The organism is Tessaracoccus lubricantis, from assembly GCF_039544535.1.
In the GTDB taxonomy this organism is placed as follows: domain Bacteria; phylum Actinomycetota; class Actinomycetes; order Propionibacteriales; family Propionibacteriaceae; genus Arachnia; species Arachnia lubricantis.
The window spans coordinates 77,229-94,817 of the sequence record NZ_BAABLV010000005.1 but is presented as its reverse complement, the minus strand read 5'-3'; the positions used below and the strand labels follow the sequence as shown (position 1 = coordinate 94,817).

Annotated in this window: 19 protein-coding genes and 2 tRNA genes; 17 read left to right on the top strand and 4 right to left on the bottom strand. The window is 68.9% G+C overall.

All coding sequences use genetic code 11. From position 1 onward, the window contains the following. Nucleotides 1-30 precede the first annotated feature (30 nt). A tRNA-Arg gene (locus ABEA30_RS01270) sits at nt 31-106 on the top strand. 32 nt (nt 107-138) lie between these two features. Here the strand turns inward: ABEA30_RS01270 and ABEA30_RS01265 are convergent. Continuing rightward, nucleotides 139-1,248: a tyrosine-type recombinase/integrase gene (locus ABEA30_RS01265; RefSeq protein WP_345577800.1), complete on the bottom strand. Its 1,110-nt coding sequence runs from the start codon at nt 1,246-1,248 to the stop codon at nt 139-141. Between the two features lie 3 nt (nt 1,249-1,251). Then, nucleotides 1,252-1,635, bottom strand: coding sequence for a helix-turn-helix domain-containing protein (locus ABEA30_RS01260; RefSeq protein WP_345577797.1), 384 nt, complete (start codon nt 1,633-1,635; stop codon nt 1,252-1,254). 105 nt (nt 1,636-1,740) lie between these two features. Between ABEA30_RS01260 and ABEA30_RS01255 the strand changes: the two genes are divergently transcribed. The 13 genes from ABEA30_RS01255 (at nt 1,741) to ABEA30_RS01195 (ending at nt 10,956) form a co-directional block, all read left to right on the top strand. Beyond that, nucleotides 1,741-1,932 carry a helix-turn-helix transcriptional regulator gene (locus ABEA30_RS01255; RefSeq protein WP_345577794.1) on the top strand — a complete coding sequence of 64 codons (192 nt, stop codon included), beginning with the start codon at nt 1,741-1,743 and terminating at the stop codon, nt 1,930-1,932. Nucleotides 1,933-1,935: 3 nt separating this feature from the next. After that, on the top strand, nt 1,936-2,760 hold the full coding sequence (locus tag ABEA30_RS01250; RefSeq protein ID WP_345577791.1) for a hypothetical protein: 825 nt from the start codon (nt 1,936-1,938) through the stop codon (nt 2,758-2,760). Further along, nucleotides 2,757-4,085 (top strand): AAA family ATPase, encoded by a 1,329-nt coding sequence (locus tag ABEA30_RS01245; RefSeq protein WP_345577788.1) that lies wholly within the window; start codon nt 2,757-2,759, stop codon nt 4,083-4,085. Before ABEA30_RS01250 ends, ABEA30_RS01245 begins: the two co-directional genes overlap by 4 nt. Nucleotides 4,086-4,493: 408 nt before the next feature. Then, complete coding sequence (locus tag ABEA30_RS01240) at nt 4,494-5,954, top strand: terminase large subunit domain-containing protein (protein WP_345577785.1); 1,461 nt, start codon at nt 4,494-4,496, stop codon at nt 5,952-5,954. 14 nt (nt 5,955-5,968) lie between these two features. Next, nucleotides 5,969-7,273 (top strand): phage portal protein, encoded by a 1,305-nt coding sequence (locus ABEA30_RS01235; protein WP_345577782.1) that lies wholly within the window; start codon nt 5,969-5,971, stop codon nt 7,271-7,273. After that, a complete protein-coding gene (locus ABEA30_RS01230) occupies nt 7,263-7,820 on the top strand; it encodes a hypothetical protein (protein WP_345577779.1) in 558 nt (185 codons plus the stop codon). The genes ABEA30_RS01235 and ABEA30_RS01230 overlap by 11 nt, the downstream gene beginning before the upstream one ends. A gap of 9 nt (nt 7,821-7,829) precedes the next feature. Next, nucleotides 7,830-8,231, top strand: a complete 402-nt coding sequence (locus tag ABEA30_RS01225; protein ID WP_345577776.1) for a hypothetical protein — start codon at nt 7,830-7,832, stop codon at nt 8,229-8,231. Nucleotides 8,232-8,240: 9 nt separating this feature from the next. Then, nucleotides 8,241-8,471: a hypothetical protein gene (locus tag ABEA30_RS01220; RefSeq protein ID WP_345577773.1), complete on the top strand. Its 231-nt coding sequence runs from the start codon at nt 8,241-8,243 to the stop codon at nt 8,469-8,471. A 25-nt stretch (nt 8,472-8,496) separates the two neighbouring features. Continuing rightward, nucleotides 8,497-9,456 (top strand): phage major capsid protein, encoded by a 960-nt coding sequence (locus ABEA30_RS01215; protein ID WP_345577770.1) that lies wholly within the window; start codon nt 8,497-8,499, stop codon nt 9,454-9,456. A 64-nt stretch (nt 9,457-9,520) separates the two neighbouring features. Beyond that, on the top strand, nt 9,521-10,153 hold the full coding sequence (locus ABEA30_RS01210; protein ID WP_345577767.1) for a hypothetical protein: 633 nt from the start codon (nt 9,521-9,523) through the stop codon (nt 10,151-10,153). Further along, nucleotides 10,153-10,434 carry a hypothetical protein gene (locus ABEA30_RS01205; RefSeq protein ID WP_345577765.1) on the top strand — a complete coding sequence of 94 codons (282 nt, stop codon included), beginning with the start codon at nt 10,153-10,155 and terminating at the stop codon, nt 10,432-10,434. The genes ABEA30_RS01210 and ABEA30_RS01205 overlap by 1 nt, the downstream gene beginning before the upstream one ends. A gap of 119 nt (nt 10,435-10,553) precedes the next feature. Further along, nucleotides 10,554-10,628: transfer RNA gene (locus ABEA30_RS01200), tRNA-Ser, on the top strand. A gap of 37 nt (nt 10,629-10,665) precedes the next feature. After that, nucleotides 10,666-10,956 (top strand): hypothetical protein, encoded by a 291-nt coding sequence (locus ABEA30_RS01195; RefSeq protein ID WP_345577762.1) that lies wholly within the window; start codon nt 10,666-10,668, stop codon nt 10,954-10,956. Nucleotides 10,957-11,001: 45 nt separating this feature from the next. Here ABEA30_RS01195 and ABEA30_RS01190 read toward each other — a convergent pair whose 3' ends face one another. Together ABEA30_RS01190 and ABEA30_RS01185 are read right to left on the bottom strand one after the other, a co-directional pair. Continuing rightward, complete coding sequence (locus tag ABEA30_RS01190; RefSeq protein WP_345577759.1) at nt 11,002-12,447, bottom strand: HNH endonuclease signature motif containing protein; 1,446 nt, start codon at nt 12,445-12,447, stop codon at nt 11,002-11,004. Between the two features lie 159 nt (nt 12,448-12,606). Then, nucleotides 12,607-13,446: an Ltp family lipoprotein gene (locus tag ABEA30_RS01185; RefSeq protein ID WP_345577756.1), complete on the bottom strand. Its 840-nt coding sequence runs from the start codon at nt 13,444-13,446 to the stop codon at nt 12,607-12,609. A 143-nt stretch (nt 13,447-13,589) separates the two neighbouring features. Between ABEA30_RS01185 and ABEA30_RS01180 the strand changes: the two genes are divergently transcribed. The 3 genes from ABEA30_RS01180 to ABEA30_RS01170 all read left to right on the top strand — a co-directional run bounded on the left by ABEA30_RS01180 (nt 13,590) and on the right by ABEA30_RS01170 (nt 17,586). Further along, the gene (locus tag ABEA30_RS01180) at nt 13,590-13,880 is read left to right on the top strand and encodes a DUF2249 domain-containing protein (protein ID WP_386084944.1); all 291 of its coding nucleotides are present in this window, start codon (nt 13,590-13,592) and stop codon (nt 13,878-13,880) included. A 77-nt stretch (nt 13,881-13,957) separates the two neighbouring features. Beyond that, nucleotides 13,958-14,992: a hypothetical protein gene (locus ABEA30_RS01175; protein ID WP_345577750.1), complete on the top strand. Its 1,035-nt coding sequence runs from the start codon at nt 13,958-13,960 to the stop codon at nt 14,990-14,992. Then, the gene (locus ABEA30_RS01170; RefSeq protein WP_345577748.1) at nt 14,989-17,586 is read left to right on the top strand and encodes a multicopper oxidase domain-containing protein; all 2,598 of its coding nucleotides are present in this window, start codon (nt 14,989-14,991) and stop codon (nt 17,584-17,586) included. The genes ABEA30_RS01175 and ABEA30_RS01170 overlap by 4 nt, the downstream gene beginning before the upstream one ends. Nucleotides 17,587-17,589: the final 3 nt, after the last annotated feature.

Genomic DNA, 17,589 nt, shown 5'->3' with positions numbered 1-17,589 from the left:
AGTCCGGCAGCCCGGTATCCTAACCGGGTTGGCCCCGTAGCTCAGGGGATAGAGCACCGCTCTCCTAAAGCGGGTGTCGTTGGTTCGAATCCAACCGGGGTCGCCAGTGTTTGGCCTAGTCAACCGCTAGTTGGCGGGTCACTGGACGGCCACCAAACGCGGCTCAGTCCGCAGGAAGTCCGCAAGACCGGCGGCGCGCACCGTCGCCAGCCGTGCCGCCACGTCGTCCAAGTCCTCATCGAACAAGTCCGCGTACACGTCCAAGGTGGTACTGGGCTTGTCGTGCCCGAGCATCCGTTGGAGGGCCAGCACTGAGGCCCCGGCCTTGACCGCCAGCGATGCCGCCGTGTGCCTCAGCTCATGCGGGGTGAGACCTTCCACACCGGCGGCGACGGCAGCCGCGTCGAACCAACCGCGCCGAAGGTTGCGGACCCTCAGCACCCCACCCCGCGCCGACGGGAACAACAGATCATTGGGCCCCTTGTCCGCCATGCGTGCCGCCACGTGATCGTCCAAGAAGTCGGGGTACGGCACCGACCGGCGTTGGTGATCCTTGGGAGTGCCCCACTCGGACACCCCGTTGACCTCCGTCACGGATTCCTCCACGCGGAACCGACGGCGCAACTGATCGACCGAACCGACGCGCAACGCCGCCAGCTCACCGAACCGCAAGCCGCTATAGGCCAGCACCATCACCACGTCGAAGGCATCACCGGCGGCATGGGCCAACCGTTCGACCTGGTGGGCGTTGAGATACCGGCGGCGCTTGATTGTCTGCTTGGGGCGGGCCACGGCCACGGCAGGATTGACCGCCAGCCGCTTGGTGGTCACCGCAAGTTCAAGGATGCCGTTGAGCACACCGAGAATCTTGCGCACCGTGCCACCGGCGAGCTGGAAGCCGCCAACCCATTCCTGGACGGCTTCGTGGGTCACGTCCGCCAGCTTCACCGCACCCCACCGGGGCAGCACGTGGACGGCCACCACGGACTCGTTGCGTGCCCGCGTCGATGGGGTCCAATCCGGGTGGGACGCCAACCACGTGGTGGCCATCGCGGCCACGGTGCTACGCGCGCGGTCCGGGTCAATGTAGGTGCCGGTAACCCGGGACGCCGTGACCTCATCAAGCCATGCCTGACCGGCCTTCTTCGTCGGGAAGTGCTTCGCGTACTCCTTCATCTTGCCGTCGTGGCCGGGAGCGCGGTACCGGGCGCGGTACGTGCCGTCGGGGCGTTTGGTGACGCTGGCCATGGCTCAGCCCCCCAGAGCGGCGCGGCGCGCGTTGAGTTGGGCCGTGCGTGCGGTGATCGTGGCCTGTAGTTCCTCCAGCGCCACGGCGGTGGCCTGTAGGTCCAGCAGGTGGTTGTCCACCGTGGCCCTGAGCGTGTCCGTCGGGGTGTTGAAGAAGTCAGTGACCGGCACGCCGAAGACGACTGCGAACCCGGCCAAGTCCGCCACTGTGATGGGTCGCCCGGCGGATTCCGTCTTGGTGACCATGAGGCGGCTGAACTCATACCCGCGTGCGGTGAGCGCGTCGGCAACCGCTTGCTGGCTCATGCCCTGAGACTCGCGGACCTCGCGGATACGGGCGGCGATGCCCCGGGTAACCCGGTCTGCAAACTGTTCAATGTTCTCCATGCCCACAAACATTACTAGCTGTGGTGCTTGACCGCAACAAGTTCATGCCCTACCGTCGTTTCCAGGAGGAACAGAATCACACCAATGTGGTTCGGAGAGGAAACCATGCAAGACCTACTCAACACCGCCGAGGTGTCGGAGCTGACGGGCGTACCCGTCGCCACGCTCCGCTACTGGCGGCACATCGGAACCGGGCCGAAGTCGTTCAAGATGGGCCCCCGCCGGATCGTCTACAAGCGCGAAGACGTGGACACCTGGCTGGCCAAGCAGTACGCCACCACCGCCGTGGGGGGCTGACCCATGAGCGACGCGACCAACAAGACGCCGACGAATCAGGACGCGCCGCACGCTATGACCGCCCAAGACGCCATGGTGGCGTTTGAGGCGTCAAACCCCTACGTCGAACCGCATTTCTGGCCGTTCGGTATCGACTTCGGCAGCGACCTGGAAGCCGCCCTTCACTGGGCTCAGTGTGGCTTTGAGGTGTACCCCGCCGGGTGGTCGAACATCTCGTTCCTGACCCGCCCCGAGGACATCGTGGTGGCGTGGAGCGGGAAGCACTTCCGTGACCCCGTGATGGGCCGCGCGCCGCGTGGCGTGTTCGGCATCGTCTCCCGGCCCGAGGGCGGCGTGCTGGCCCACAACCGCGACGGCGACCCCCACGTGGCGGGCATGGACTTCTACGGCCAAGGCCCCCAGCTCACGTGGGACGACCGCGCGCCCGGCCATTGGTGGCAACCCGACTGGAGCGCGCCGGGAAACCAGCAGACCTTCACCGTGCGGTTGCCGTGGAACAGCTCCGTGGTGCGGTTGTGGACCGTGCCCGAGGGCTTCCAGTTCCCCGAGCACCCGGCGGCCCACCGCTTCCCCGAGGCGTCGGTGCTGACCACCAAGTTTCAGCGGGTGCCGTTCCCCCTGCCGTGCCGGTCGTCCGAGGTGACCGCCACCGGCATGATCCAGCCCGCCCCCGCCCACGTGCTGCGGCTGGCGGACTTCACCCCCTTGCCGTGCCGTGAACAGGACGCCAAGGGCAACCCGTGTGACGAGTGCGCGCGCTACAACAACGTTCGAACCGTCGATGAGCTGGGAGCCATCCGCGACGAGTACATGAGGAGCTTCCAGTGAACATCGAAGACGAGCTGCGCAAGGCGGCTGAGGCCACCGAGGCCGCCGAGAACAACCAGCATCACGCGGAGCTTATGAGCGAGACCATGATGCGGGCCAAGGCTCAAGACCGGCTGGCCGTCACCGACGCGGCCATGACCCAACTGGAGCTGAAGCGGCTGCGGGCGCGTGACGCGGCGAACCGGGCGTTCAAGCGTGAGATGGAGGGCCCGCCCCAGCCCCTGGACGTGACCAGTGGCACCGAGCTGGCCATGCGTGCCCTGGAAGCCCCACGTTGGCGCGTCGATGGGCTCATGGTGGCCGAGGGGTCCACGCTCATTAGCGCCGTCCGCAAGTCCGGCAAGACCACCCTGGCACTGAACCTGGTCCGCTCGCTGTTGACCGGTGAGCCCTTCCTTGGGGAGTTCGCGGTGACGCCGGTAACCGGCACCGTGGCGGTGCTCAACTTTGAGGTGTCGGGGCCCCAACTTGGCCGGTGGGCTGCTGAGGCGGGCGTGCCCCTGGACCGGCTGGTGGTGGCCAACCTCCGGGGCCGTCGGAACCCGCTCAGCCACGACGACGACCGCGCCGCCCTGGCGCTGGAGCTGCGCACCCGGGGCGTTGAAAGCCTCATCGTTGACCCGTTCGCCAACGCCTACACCGAGGAATCACAGAACGACGCCGGGCAGGTGGCCCGCTTCCTCCACCTCCTGTCGGAGTTCGCCCGCCAAGCCGTCGGAGCCCGTGACCTGGTGCTGGTCAACCATGCCGGGTGGCAGGGCGACCGGTCCCGAGGGTCCAGCGCGTTGGAGGACTGGCCCGATGCCATCGTGCGGCTGACCATGGACGCCTACGGCGCGCGCTACCTGTCGGCGCTGGGCCGCGACGTGGACGTGCCGGAAGGGCGGCTGGAGTTCGACCCCGAGACCCGCCGGTTGACCTTGGACCGGTCCGCCAACAAGTGGTCGGTGGAGCACAACACCCGGCGCGACGAGCTGGTGGACGCCATCGTGGCCGTGGTGACCGAGGTGCCCGGCGTCGGTACGCGGGCCCTTCAAGACGAGTTGACCAGCCGGGCGGTGAAGTTCGCCAAGACCGCCGTGCAACCAGCCGTTGACACCGCCGTGGCAACGGGCCGCGTGGTCCGTCGGGTGGAGGGGTCCAAGAAGGCCCTGTACCCGCCAGCCGCCCCGAGTGTCCCGAGTGTCCCGCAGTGTCCCGCAGGTGTCCCCGGGACTGTCCCGAGTGTCCCCCCGCTTATAGGAGCGGGGGACGGTCGTGGTTTGAGGGACGTTGAAGCTGGCGGCTTGGAGCGGGACAGTCTGGAAGGGCGGGCCGAAGCATGACCGGCGGGCGGGCCGAAGCATGACCGGCGGGCTGGCCAAGGTGTGCCCCGGCTGCGGTGCGGTCACAACCACCACGTGGTGTGACGAGTGCAAGCCCGTGGCCGAGGTGCGACGACCAAGCCGAGCGGCTGGCTATGACGCGGCGTGGGACAGGCTCAGCCGTCGGGCCCGCACCCTCCAACCCTGGTGTACCGACTGCGGCACCGCCGACGACTTGACCGCCGACCACCTGCCCGAAGCGTGGGAGCGCAAGGACAAGGGGCTGGCCGTGCGTCTCCAAGACGTGGAAGTGGTGTGCCGGTCCTGCAACTCCCGACGCGGTGCAGCTAGGGGGGTAGGGGCGAACCGGGTCACGAGGGAGCCCCGCAGGCAGGCGAAGTTCCGCTCTCATACCACGGGGGGTACCCCGTGAGCGCGTTGAAGGCGGGTCCGAAGGCGGCTATTGCCGTCGAACCGCTGGACTTCAAGGGCTGGCCGCGTGACCGGGCCAAGCGTCGTATGCGCTTCATCGGTGCCTACTTGCAGGTGACCAAGGGCCGGGGCGCTGGTGGCCCGTTCAAGCTCCGTCCGTGGCAACGGGCCATCGTCACTGGCGCGTTCGCTCCGGGCGTGCGTACGGCGCTGGTGTCCCTGCCGAGGGCCAACGGCAAGTCCGCGCTGGCGGCTGCGTTGGCGGTGGCGGAGCTGTTCGTGGGTCCGCCGTCGGCTGAGGTGCTGGTTGTGGCCTCAGACCAGCGACAGGCCAGCATCGTGTTCAACCTCGCCCGGCGGATGATTGAGCTGAACCCCGAGCTGGCGGAGCGGGCCCACGTCTACAAGGACAAGATCCTTGTTCCGCACAATGACGCCACCTTGACGCCGCTACCGGCGGACCCGGCGGCGCTTCACGGTTGGGACCCGAGCTTGCTCATTGTCGATGAGCTTCACGTGGTCACTGAGGCAGTCTGGGAAGCCGTCACGTCGGTGTCGGGTAAGCGGCCCGAGTCCACCGTGCTGGCCATCAGCACCCCGGCCACGTCGGCTGACTCGATCATGTGGAAGCTCGTTGAGCATGGCCGAAGCGGCCAAGACCCGGCGTTCTTCCTGAAGGAGTTCAGCGCGCCCGACGGCTGCGCGAAGGACGACAAGGCAGCGTGGGCGCTGGCCAACCCCGCACTAGGTGACTTCCTCGCGGAAGACGGCTTGGCGGCAGCTGCCCGCACGCTCCGGGAGCCGGTATTCAGGCAGCTCAGGCTTGGCCAGTGGGTCAAGTCCGCCGGTGCATGGTTGCCGTTCGGTGCGTGGGACGAGTGCAAGGACACCGCCCGCGTGGTGGCCCCCGGTGAGCGCGTGGTGCTGGCGTTCGACGGGTCCGCGTCCGGCGACTCCACCGCCCTGGTGGGCGCGACCGTCGGGCCCAAACCCCACGTGTTCGTCCTGGAAGTCTGGGAGAACCCCGGCGACCCACAGTGGCGGGTGCCGCGTGCGGACGTGGACATGGCCGTGGACCTGGCGTTCACCACCTACGACGTGGCGGAGCTGGCCGCTGACCCCTGGGGCTGGCGTTCCGAACTGGAGGGCTGGGCCAAGCGTCATGGAGAGAAGCGCGTGGTGGAGTTCAACACCGCTTTCCTGAAGCGGATGGGACCCGCCACGGACCGCGCATACCAAGCCGTGGTCGAACAGTCGGTGACCCATGACGGTGACCACCGGCTGGCGGCTCACCTCGCGCACGCCGTCGCCAAGCGCACCCCGGTAGGTGACGTGATCGTGAAGGACGCGCGCACCTCGCCCCGCAAGATCGACGCCGCCGTGGCGTTCATCATCGCCCTGGACAGGGCAGCCCATCACACCAACAACAAGAAGCGGCACCGTGCCGCGTCGTTCTAGGAAGGAACACCAACATGCAGGACATTGAGAAGCTCGCCCGAGTCTTGGGCGTGATCGAAGAAGGGGCCCCGCGACGGGCCACCCGTGAGCGGTACTACCGCGCCGAACAGCCCCTGGCGTTCCTCGCGCCCGAGGCCCGCGAAGCCATCGGCAGCCGGTTCGGGCGCATCGCAACGAACATCTGCCACGTGGCGGTCACGTCCATGGCCGAGAGGCTGCGGGTGACCGGCTTCACCGGCGACACCGGCACGGTGTGGGACGACTGGCGGCGCAACGACCTTGACCAGCTCGCGGGCATCGCCCACCGCGAAGCGCTCACGCTGGGGGAGTCGTTTGTGATCGTGTGGGCCGACACGATGGGCAGGCCCCTGGTCACCGTCGAATCGCCGGAACAGGTGGCGGTCATGCGTGACCCGGCCACCCGCGAAGTGACCCGGGCTGTGAAGCGCTGGGAGTCCCCGGCGGGCACCCACGCGGTCATGTACGAACCGGACCGGATCACCAAGTGGCTGGCCCCCAACCCCGGCGCGTACGTCAGCGGTTTCGAGCTGACCGAGACCCTTCACAACCCGTTCGGCATCGTTCCGGTGGTGCCGCTGCGCAACTCCGACCGGCTGTTGGGCCCGGCATCGTCGGAGCTGGACGACCTCATGCCGCTGGTGGACGCGCTCAACAAGTCCCTGGCCGACATGCTGGTGGCGTCGGAGTACGCCGGTAGGCCCCGGCGCTGGGCTTCCGGCGTGGAGCTGGCCGAGGACGAGGACGGCAACGTGGTCAACCCGTACCCCGAGGCCAACCGGATGATGATTTCCGAGGCCCCCGAGGCCAAGTTCGGCGCGCTCCCGGCGGCGGACCTCGCCAGCTACGAGGCGGCGGTGCGGGTGATCCAAGCCCAGATCAGCGCCGTGTCCGGCCTGCCCCCGCACTACCTGGGGGCCCACGGCGACCAGCCCGCCAGCGCCGACGCCATGCGCGCGGCTGAGGCCAGCTTGGTGGCGAAGGTAGAAGCCCGGCAGGCCATCTTCGGGCGGAGCTGGGAACAGGTGGCCCGGCTCATGGTGGCGGTCCGTACCGGCCTGCCCCCGCACGCCGTCGCGCTGGCGGTCCAGTGGGCGGACCCGGCTACCCGGTCTATCGCTCAGGAAGCCGACGCCGTGGTGAAGCTGTTCAGCGCCGGGCTGTTGCCCGCCACGTACGCGCTGCGCAAGCTGGGCTACTCCGACGACGAGGTGGGCCAGATCAGGGCCGCGCGCCGGGCTGAGTCGCTGGACGCCACCGGCACCAACTTCAGCGCCCTGGGGGTGTTCGATGAAGCGTAGGAAGCCCCTCCCGCCGTGGGTCAAGGTCCAAGCCCGGGTAGCCGACGACACCGAGGCCAAGGTGCGGGCGCTGTTCGCACGCCACGAGCGCGGCGAGCTGAACCGCTCCGAGCTGGTGGTGGAACTGGCCGTGCTGTTGCGTACGTCGGTGGCGGTGGCCATCCTCCTGGCGGACAAGTACACCGCCATGGAGCTGGACAAGTTGCCCGGCGGCTGGGTGCCCGCCGACGACGAAGACGCCGATGAGGTGATCCTTCAGGAACTCCACGACGCCTACCCGGACGAGGTGGACGAGGACCATCGCGCCGCCGTGCTGGGGGCCCTTGTCGTCGTCGGGCGGGCGGTCACCCTGGACGCCCTCCAACAGGGCCGCACGCAGGCGCTGAAGGGCCAAGACGTACGCCATTGGCGGCGCTCACCGGAGCCCGGAGCGTGCGAAGTCTGCCACGACCTGGCCGACGGCATCGTGTCCATTGACCAAGTGATGTGGACGCATCGCGGCTGCGGCTGCGGACAAGAACCCGTACTTCCAACCGACAACGACTAGGAGAAGATCATGGAAGACAACAAGACCCCCGAGGCCGAGGCCGAGGACACCACACAGGAAGCCCCCGAGGCCGCTCAGGACGACGCCGAGACCTTCCCCCGTGACTACGTGGAGAAGCTGCGCAAGGAAGCCGCTGAGGCCCGCGTGAAGGCCAAGCGCGCTGACGACCTGGCCCGTGAGCTGTTCACCGCCAAGGTGACCGCCACCGGCAGGCTGGCGGACCCGTCAGACCTGCCCTTCAGCGACGAGTTGTTGGCCGATTCCGACGCTTTGTCTGCGGCCATCACTACGCTGTTGGACAAGAAGCCGCACCTGGCCAGCCGCACCCCGCGCGGCGACGTTGGACAGGGCCCCACCGGGGGCAACAGCGGTGACGTGGACCTGGCCGCGCTGTTGCGGGCCGGAGCATAGGAGGAAACCGTGGCCAAGTACGAGTACCAGACCTTCACCATCGAAGGCACGCCAGAGCGGGACATCGACCTGGACGTGTCGCCCAAGTTCGATGAGTGGCAGGAAGACGGCTGGGAGTACGTGAGCGGGCCCGTGATCGAGCGCTACGCCGGTGGGGAGCGTGACTACACGTTCCTTCTGAGGCGGAAGAAGGCCGCCCCGAGCGCCTACGAAGATGGGCGCGGCGTGCAGGTGATCTAGATACCCCAAGGGGGTATAGTGAGGGGTGTGGTCCTGGTGGCCGCACCCCTTACGCTTTGAGCCCTGGCGGCGACGCGAACCTTATTTCAACTCTGAAAGGAACGTCGCCATGACCATGGCCACCACCAACGCAACTGAGCTGACTCAGGAACAGGTTGTCAAGACCCTTGTGCAGCCGCTCACTGAGCGCTCCGTCTTCCTCGCGGCTGGGCCCCGCATCTTCGACACAGCCGGGCCGCTGCGCATCCCCAAGAACGGGTCCACCTTCACCGACCCGGCATGGCACGGTGAGAACGAACTCATCACCGAGAAGGACGTGGACTTCGATGAGCTTCAGCTCATGCCCTCCACCATGAAGTCGGTGAAGGTCATCACCCGCTACTCCAACGAGCTGGCCCGCCAGTCGGTCGTCTCGCTGGATCAGGCCATCAAGGACCGCCTTGTGGGCGACGTGGCCGCGAAGCTGGACGCTCAGTTCCTCAGCGCGGGCGGCGACGGCATCACCACCCCCAAGGGCCTGTTCGCCTACTCCGGCATCCAGACTCTCGCGGTGGGCGGCGCGCTCACCCTGGATCACCTCATCACGGCGTGGGGCATGGCCCTGTCCGAGAACGTCACCATGAGCGGGCTGAAGTGGCTCATGACCCCGGGCGACTTCGTGGCGCTGCGCAAGGTCAAGGACACCTCCGGCAAGTACATCCTGAACGCGGACCCCACTCAGGACGCCGTGTTCCGACTGTTCGGCGCGCCGGTCATCGTCACCTCGCGGGTGCCCGACACGACCGGGGCCACCCCGACCGGGCGGGCCGCGCTGGTGGACTTCTCCCAGATCGCGGTTGCCCGTGACCTGGCCCCGTCGGTGAAGGTGCTCACCGAGCGCTACGCCGATTACGACCAGCAGGCCATCCGCGTGGTGGCCCGCTACGACGCCGCACCGCTCAACCCCAAGGCCATCGTGGCCCTCACGGGCATCACCCGCCCGTAACGAGCTGAGGGGCCCGCTCTGCCGTCGGGGCGGGGCGGGCCCTTCGTCATAGAAGGAGGCCACCATGGCACTCACCGGCACACAAGTCCCCATGCCCCCGCTGGAGCTGGGGCAGACCTACACCTTCACCGTGGCGCAGATGTACACCTACGTGGACACTGGCACCAACGCCTACCCCGGCGACTCCCAAGCCATCGGCTGGTCGCTGTATGTGTTCGGGTCCACCCCACCGCCCGGCATGACCGTCACCGCCACCACCTTCAGCGGCACGCCTACCGAGGCGGGCGACTTCGTGGTGGTCCTGGAGTGGGCCAACCGCTACAACCAGAAGACCCGCTACAACGTCCTCGTGGCCGTCGCAGGCAACGAGCCCGAGCCCGTGGAGGTCATCGACGCCAAGGCCGACGTGGCCGCGCTCATGGGTCAGCCGGACAACCCCGATTTGGTGGCGGTCATCGACAAGGCATTGACGACGATCAACGCCATGGTGAGCGCCTACACCCGGGGCAACGGCTTCACCGGCGGGGTGCCCAACCGGGAGTTGCGCGCGGTCATCCGCACCGCCACGGCACGGCTCACGGCCAACCCCGAACAGGTGGCCAGCACCGTGGGCGGCGTCACCGTCGGGGCGGGCTTCAACGGCTGGTCCCTGGCGGAGCTGGCCGTGCTCAACCGGTACCGGAAGCGGGCCCTGTGATGTACCGGGGCAAGACCAAGCTGGGCATCGCCACGGCGGGCAACACGCGGACCGTGTACGGCGACCTCGTGCCGCTCGCGTCGGAGCTGTACACCGACGCCGGGCAACAGATCGTCACCCGGTACCGCGTCATCTTGCCGGTGTCGGCTGGGCTGGTGGTCGCGTCGGACGAGGTGGTGGTGGACGGCGTCAAGTACGCGCCCAAGGGCGACGCTGAGCCGCACCGGCTGGGCGGGCGGTTGCACCACTACGAGGCCGTGGTGGAGCGGGTTCAGGGGTAGTCCGCACCAAGTCCGCAAGAAGTCCGCAAACGTCCGAGAATGACCAACAACAGCAAACGCTCCCAACAACAGCAAAACACCTTGCCACAGTTACATTGCAAGGTGTTTTGCGTCGTGGGGGCGGAGTTGGTTCGGACCCTCAAAACGCTCTCCTAAAGCGGGTGTCGTTGGTTCGAATCCAACCGGGGTCGCCAATCGCGCAGGGTCCATGCCCGGGAGTAGCGTGGGCAGATGAAGGAAGCATCCGCTGCGCAGGGGCACACCGAGGCGTGGAAACGTGCGCTCGGCATCGTCGGGCTGGCTGCCCACCTGGTGGTCGGCTACCTCTACCTCACCGCCGGGCTGGTGGTGCCCGGCGCCTGGCTCGTGGTGTTCCTCGCCATTTGGGTGGTGCTCCTCGTCGTGGCCATCCGGCTGCTGCGGGATCGCCCCCTGTGGGTGCTGCTGGTGCCGGTTGTGGCGCTCGGCATCCTGATCGGGGGAGTCACCCTCGGAGGCGTGCTTCTGGGCTGGACCGCCTGATTGACGACCAGCTGAAGGGTGACGCGCGCCGCCCCGGTGGGCGGACTACGCGCTGCGGCGTCGACGCAGCAGCGTCCCTCCCTCGATGTGTCGTCCGTACCGGTGCAGCGGTATGACGGGTTCGGTGCCGTACTGCGTGACGATGTACTGATAGCCCAGAGGACTGGTCTGGATGGCGCGGCCGTGGTTGTCCATGGCAGTGGCCCACAGCCCCGCGGTCTTCGCGCGGTGGAACCTGCGGTTGACCGGCACGAGGTTGGGCAGGCTGGTCTGGCCCCTGCCGCGGCGGAGGGCGAAGGTGACGACGTGGTCGAGGTCCTTGTTGGACGACCGGAGGGTGGAATAGGGGAACACCTCGGTGCGCCACAGGGCGCGCACCGCCCTCCGCATCGCCACCGACGGCCGATACTGGTCCTCCGCGGGGATGCGGGGCAGGTCGATGACCGGACGCAGATTGACCTGCTTGCCCTCCAGCACCGTGGCAAGGCTGCTGGTGGCGATGGTGATGGCGTCGTCGATGCGGGCGACGCTGTGCGCGCCCACCGCGTCGGCCTCCACCACCACATCCACGGTGACCTTGGGCAGCAGATTCTCCAACGGCACGTCGATGGTGCCGCAGGTGTGCCCCGCGCATCCGGCAGGCAGGTAGCGCTGGCCAGCCGCGTCCGCATCGGCGTCGGGCCCCGCAGGCTCGATGGGCAGCTCCGGATCTGCTGCCTGGCGAGCGCCCTGCTGGATCAGGGCCAGTGCGTAGGCGGGCCGGGCCAGCACCCCGAACGCCTTGGCCCGGCGGATGTCGAGCGCTGACTCGTCACCCTGCACGGTCTTGAGCAGCGCCGCGATCTGGGCCACGGCGGCGCCGAAGAGCTTGGCGTCGAGCACGTCGAGCGTGGCGTCCACCCCGCCGAGCACCGCGTGGCTCGACTGGCCGGTGTTGCCCACCCAGAGCTTGACCTGCCGCTCGTCGAGCAGGCGGGCTTCGTCCTCGGCTCGGGACGGGTCTGCCTCGGCGATCATCTCGTCGAGCTTCTTGAACGCACCTGTCCAGGCGTAGCGTTCCTGGACGGCGGCCCAGCGGCGGATCACTTGGCGGGCGATCTCGCCCGGCAGCTTCGAGACGGCGTAGGAGGCCTGTACCGCCCGATCCGCGTCGACCAGCAGCCGACGCATCTGTTCGAACAGTTCCGGCAACTGCCACTTCAGGTGGACCGCGCCGTCGATCATCACATGCGCCCTGCGGGTGGAGACCCCCAGCAGGGCGGCGATCTCCATCGGCGCGAACTCGGAGATGGCGGGCGCGCCCGGACCGCCGACGGGGTAGACCTCCTCGACCAGGGCGTCGACCATGCGGCCATGGACGACCTCGGCCCCCGCAGGCAGGATGTAACGCTCGGCCAGTTCCGCCACCAGGGCGACCTTCTCGGCCTTCGCGCGTCGTTCAGCAAGGTGTTGACGTAGGAGTTCATCGGCAATCAAGCGCGCTTCTTCCATGCCCCCTACTCAACCACCCAGCCCAGACATTTTTAGCTGCCCCTGCCCAAACAAGTAGCACGGCCAATCGATTACATGCCGCGGGCGCGGGAACGGCGAACGGCCGGAATTGCGCCCCCAACGCATCCCCGGCCGCCGTCCCCCCAAGGACGCGGGCTCTCAGAGCCCGACGGAATCGGCCCCGAACTCAGCCTGGGCCTGCGAGAATCCCTCGAAGACCAGCTGGTCGATGAGCCCAGAGCGCGAGAACGCGCTCATGTCCAGGTACGACTTGGCCTTCAATGCGGCCTGCTCGTTCCAGTCCACCGTGACGCCGGCCACCCCGTGCTGCGCCTCCTCGGCTGTGAAGCCCTCGAACTCCAGCTGGCTGACCAAGCCGGATTCGGAGAACGCGGTGTACTCCAGGTACGACTCGGCCTTTGCCACCGCCTGGGCGGCCCAGTCGGCGCCGACGAAGTCGACGGCGAACTCGGCGTCCTCCGTGCTGTGGCCCTCGAACTCGAGCTGCTCCACCAGCCCGCTGCGCGAGAATGCCGTGTAGTCCAGGTAGTTCTCCGCCTGGCGCACGGCCTGCTCCTGCGTGACCGTGAGCTCCGGGCCCACCGGCTCCTCGGCCACGGGCTCAGCCGACGTCGTCTCGGCCACGGGGGCCACCGTCGTCTCGACGGCCGCAGCCTCGGTGGTGGCCGGGGCGGCCTCAGTCGTCTCGACCGGCGTGGTCTCCTCGACGGACTCGACCGCTGGGGCCTCCGTCGTGGCCGTGACCGCCGCTGCGGGAGCCGCCTGCTCGGCATCTCCGCCGCCCTTGGGCAGGATGGCGACCAGGCCGATGAACGCGATCACCGGGATGATGATGCGCTTCTTCGTGTACCACGGCCGACGCCGCGTGGCCGCTGCAGCCGCGGCCTGCGCCGCCGAGTCAGCCCACTGGGTGCCGTCCCAGTACCGGGAGGATCCGTCGGGCTGGGTGTACCAGCCCGCGGGGTGCTGTTGTGTCATGGCGAGTCCCCCATTCTGTCGTTCAACCTTGACGTGTATGACGCTAGGGAAGGGGTCTGACAAAAACCGGCGCGCAGGTTTCGTGGGGCCCCGATCGGCCACAACACGACCCCCGGGAATTAACACCAACTAGTCGTAGTAACATCTCCGCCATGCAAGACATCTCGCTCACCCCCAAGTCCAGCTGCGGTTGCGGCGGCCATGACGAAGCCCTCCCCGAGCTCGACGCCCGCACCATCCCGCACGCCGTCCGCCACGCCGCCATCCATGGCGTCGTCGACTCCCTGCAGCCGGGCACGGCGTTCGTGCTCGTCGCCCCGCACGACCCCATCCCGCTGCTGGCCCAGATCCAGCAGCGCCACGGCCAGGACATCACCGTCAGCTACGTGCAGCAGGGCCCCGACGCCTGGAAGCTCAAGCTCGCCCGTTCCTGATCGTGACGACGCCGGGTACTGCTGACCAGACGTCCCAGGCCACAACGGACATCGGTCAGCGCACGAAGAACTGGCGGGTGGCGATCATCGCCCTCGCCGGTTTTTCGCTGTTGGCGGGGCTCAACGCGGGGCTCCTCCGGCTCGGCGTCTGGGCGCCGGTGGACTCTGATCGCCTGGCGGACCTGCACGGGCCGGTCATGGTGCTCGGCTTCATGGGCACCCTCATCTCCATCGAGCGGGCGCAGGCCCTGCGCAATGCGCTCGCCTATGTCGCGCCGGCGCTCTTCGGCCTGGGCTCCCTGGCACTGATCGCCGGCGCCCCCGTCGCGCTCGGCAAACTCCTCCTCTTCGACGGCGGGCTGGCGTTCCTCGGCGTCGCCATCGCCCTGTGGCTCCGGGCACCGCTCTCGCTGGTGGCCGCCCAGGCCCTCGGCGCGCTGTTCACCGCACTGTTCACCGGGCTGTGGCTGGTCTCCGAGATCGCCCCGCTGCTCCCGCTGCTGGCCGCGTTCCTGGTGATCACCATCGCCGCGGAGCGGGCCGAACTGGCCCAACTGACGATGGGCCGCCGTGCCATCCCGACACTGCTTGCCCTCGCGTCCCTCATCGGCGTCGGCGCCATGCTGAGCCTGCCGTTCCCCGACACCGGCGCCCGGACCGTCGGGCTCGCCTGCCTGCTGACCGCGCTCTGGCTCTTCCGCGACGACGTGGGCCGCCGCTTCGTCCGCAGCACCGGCCTGCGCCGCTACAACGCGACCGCCCTGCTGGCCGGCAACTTCTGGCTCGCCATCGCCGGCGTCGTGTGGATCATCGCGGGACAGCCCACCACCAGCGGCACCTACGACGCGGTGATCCACGGCGTGTTCCTCGGGTTCGGGCTGGCCATGATCATGGCGCACGCCCCCATCATCTTCCCGGCCGTCATCGGGCGTCCGCTGCCGTATCGTCCGTCCATGTGGGCGCCGCTCGTCGTGCTCAACGTGGGCATGGTGCTGCGCCTGACCGGCGGGCTCGCCGGCATCCAACTGCTCTACCGAACCGGAGGCATCCTCACCGTGCTCGCGCTCCTGACATTCGCTGTGACCGTGGTGGCTTCGGTGGTGCGGTCATGAGGGGACGCCGGTCGCTGCGCGACTTCACACTGCTGGTCTGGTTGGTGGGCGCCGTCGTCATCGCGCTCGTGCACCGCTGGGTGCCGGAGTCGACGTGGCTCATGGTGCACCTCGTGGGGCTGGGGGCCATCACCCACTCGGTGATGGTGTGGAGCGCCCACTTCACCGCCGCCCTGCTCAAGACGCGGCCCGATGACAAGGCGCGCAGGATAGCCGACCTCCGCCTGGGTCTCCTCGCCATCGGCGCCCTCATGGTCTTCGTCGGAGTGCCCACTGCGCAATGGTGGCCGGTCGTCATCGGCGCCGCAGCGGTGTCGACGGCGGTGCTCTGGCACGCCTGGACCCTGGTGCGGGACCTGCGCCGGGCACTGCCGGGACGCTTCCGGATCAGCATCCGCTACTACGTCGCCGCTGCCCTGTGCCTGCCGGTCGGCGCCGGCTTCGGTGCCGCGCTCGCGTGGGGCCTGGCCGACTTCTGGCACGCGAACCTCCTCGTCGCCCACACCATGACGATGATCCTCGGGTGGGTGGGCCTCACGCTCGTCGGGACGCTCGTCACGTTCTGGCCCACCGTGCTGCGCACCCGCATGGACGACCGCGCCGAGCGCCTCGCCCGCCAGGCGATGCCCATCCTCATCGGGTCGCTGGCGGTGATCATCGCCGGCTCCCTGCTCGGGGTGCGGCCCGTGGCCGCCGTCGGGATCGCCGGGTACGCCGTCGGGCTGGTGTGGTTCGGGCGCTGCCTCGTGGCGCCCACGCGCAACCGCCCGCCGAGGGAGTTCGCCTCCGCCTCCATCCTCGCCGCCTGTGTGTGGGCCTGCGTCGCCCTGGTCGCCACCGCGGTGCACGTGTGGGCCGCCGACGACATCGCCCTGGCCGGCAACTACACCGTGCTCGCCGGCATCTGGGTGGTGGGCTTCCTGCTGCAACTGGTCACCGGCGCCCTCAGCTACCTCCTGCCGTCCGTGCTGGGCGGCGGCCCCAGGGTCGTGCGTGCGGGCGCGAAGTACTTCGACCGCTGGGCCACCGCCCGGCTCGCCGTCATCAACGGCGGTCTGCTGCTGTTCCTGCTGCCCCTGCCCAGCTGGGCCAAGGTCACGGTCTCCTCGACGGTGCTCGTCGCGCTGGCCCTGTTCCTGCCGCTGATGGTCGCCGGGATCCGGGCCTCCGCGCGGGAGCGCCGCGCTGCGATGCAGGGCCTGGAGCCGTCGCTGCCCGCCGAGCGGCCCAGCGCCATCACCGGCAGCGGGCTCGTCGCCGGCATCGCGGCGCTGGCAGTGGCCGTCTCCCTCGGCTTCGGCATCGACCCCGGGGCCGCGAGCATCGCCGACCCGCAGGCCTCGACGCAGGCCGTCGCGCCCACCGGCCGCACCGTCCGGGTCCAAGTCGATGCACACGACATGCGCTTCGAACCCGCCAGCATCGAGGTGGACCCCGGAGACCACGTGATCATCCAGCTCACCAACCTGGACGACACCAATGTGCACGACCTGATGGTCGGCGACGTCCGCAGCCCCCGCCTCGCCGCGGGCGAGACCGCCGAGCTCGACCTGGGCGTGGTGGGGCAGAGCATCGAGGGCTGGTGCACCGTCGTCGGGCACCGTCAGATGGGCATGACGTTCGACGTGGTCGTCGGCGACACGGCGCCCCCGCCCGACACCTCAGGCGACGGTGGGCACGCCACCCACGTGCCCGCGGCCGGCAACCCCGAGGCCGAACTCGGCCACGTCGTCGACCCCGTCGCGCCCGAACTGACCGACGAGACGGTGCGCCGCTACGAGTTCCGCGTCACGGAGGTGCCGCTCGAAGTGGCACCGGGCCTGTGGCAGCGCCGCTGGACCTACAACGGACAGGGCGTCGGCCCCACGCTGCGCGGCCGGGTCGGCGACGTCTTCGAGATCACACTCATCAACGACGGCACCATGGGCCATTCCATCGACTTCCACGCCGGCGCCGTCGCCCCCGACGCGCCCATGCGCACCATCGCGCCCGGCGAGACGCTGGTCTACCGCTTCACCGCGGAGCGCGCCGGGGCCTGGCTCTACCACTGCTCCACCATGCCGATGAGCGCCCACATCGCCGCCGGCATGCACGGCGCAGTGATCATCGAGCCGGAGGAGGGGCTGCCGGAGGTCGACCGCGAGTACGTCGTGGTCCAATCGGAGGTCTTCACCGACGACGCCGCCACCGCCGGGGCGGCCACCGAGATCGACCCGGCACGCATCGTTGCCGAACAGCCGGACCGCGTCGTGTTCAACGGCGTGGCCAACCAGTACGACCAGCAGCCCTTCGAGGCGAAGGTGGGGGAGAAGGTGCGCTTCTTCGTGGTCGACGCCGGGCCCAACCGGGCGTCGAGCTTCCACGTCGTGGGCGGCCAGTTCGACACCGTCTACCGCGAGGGCGGCTACCTCCTCCGCGATGGCGTCGACGCGTTCGGCAACGCCGGAGGGGGAGCCCAGGCGCTGGCGCTCCAGCCGGCCGAGGGCGGTTTCGTGGAGTTGACGTTCACCGAGCCGGGACATTACCCGGCGGTGAGCCACATCATGGTCGACGCCGAGCGCGGCGCGCACGGCATCGTCGAGGTGACGGAGTAGGCG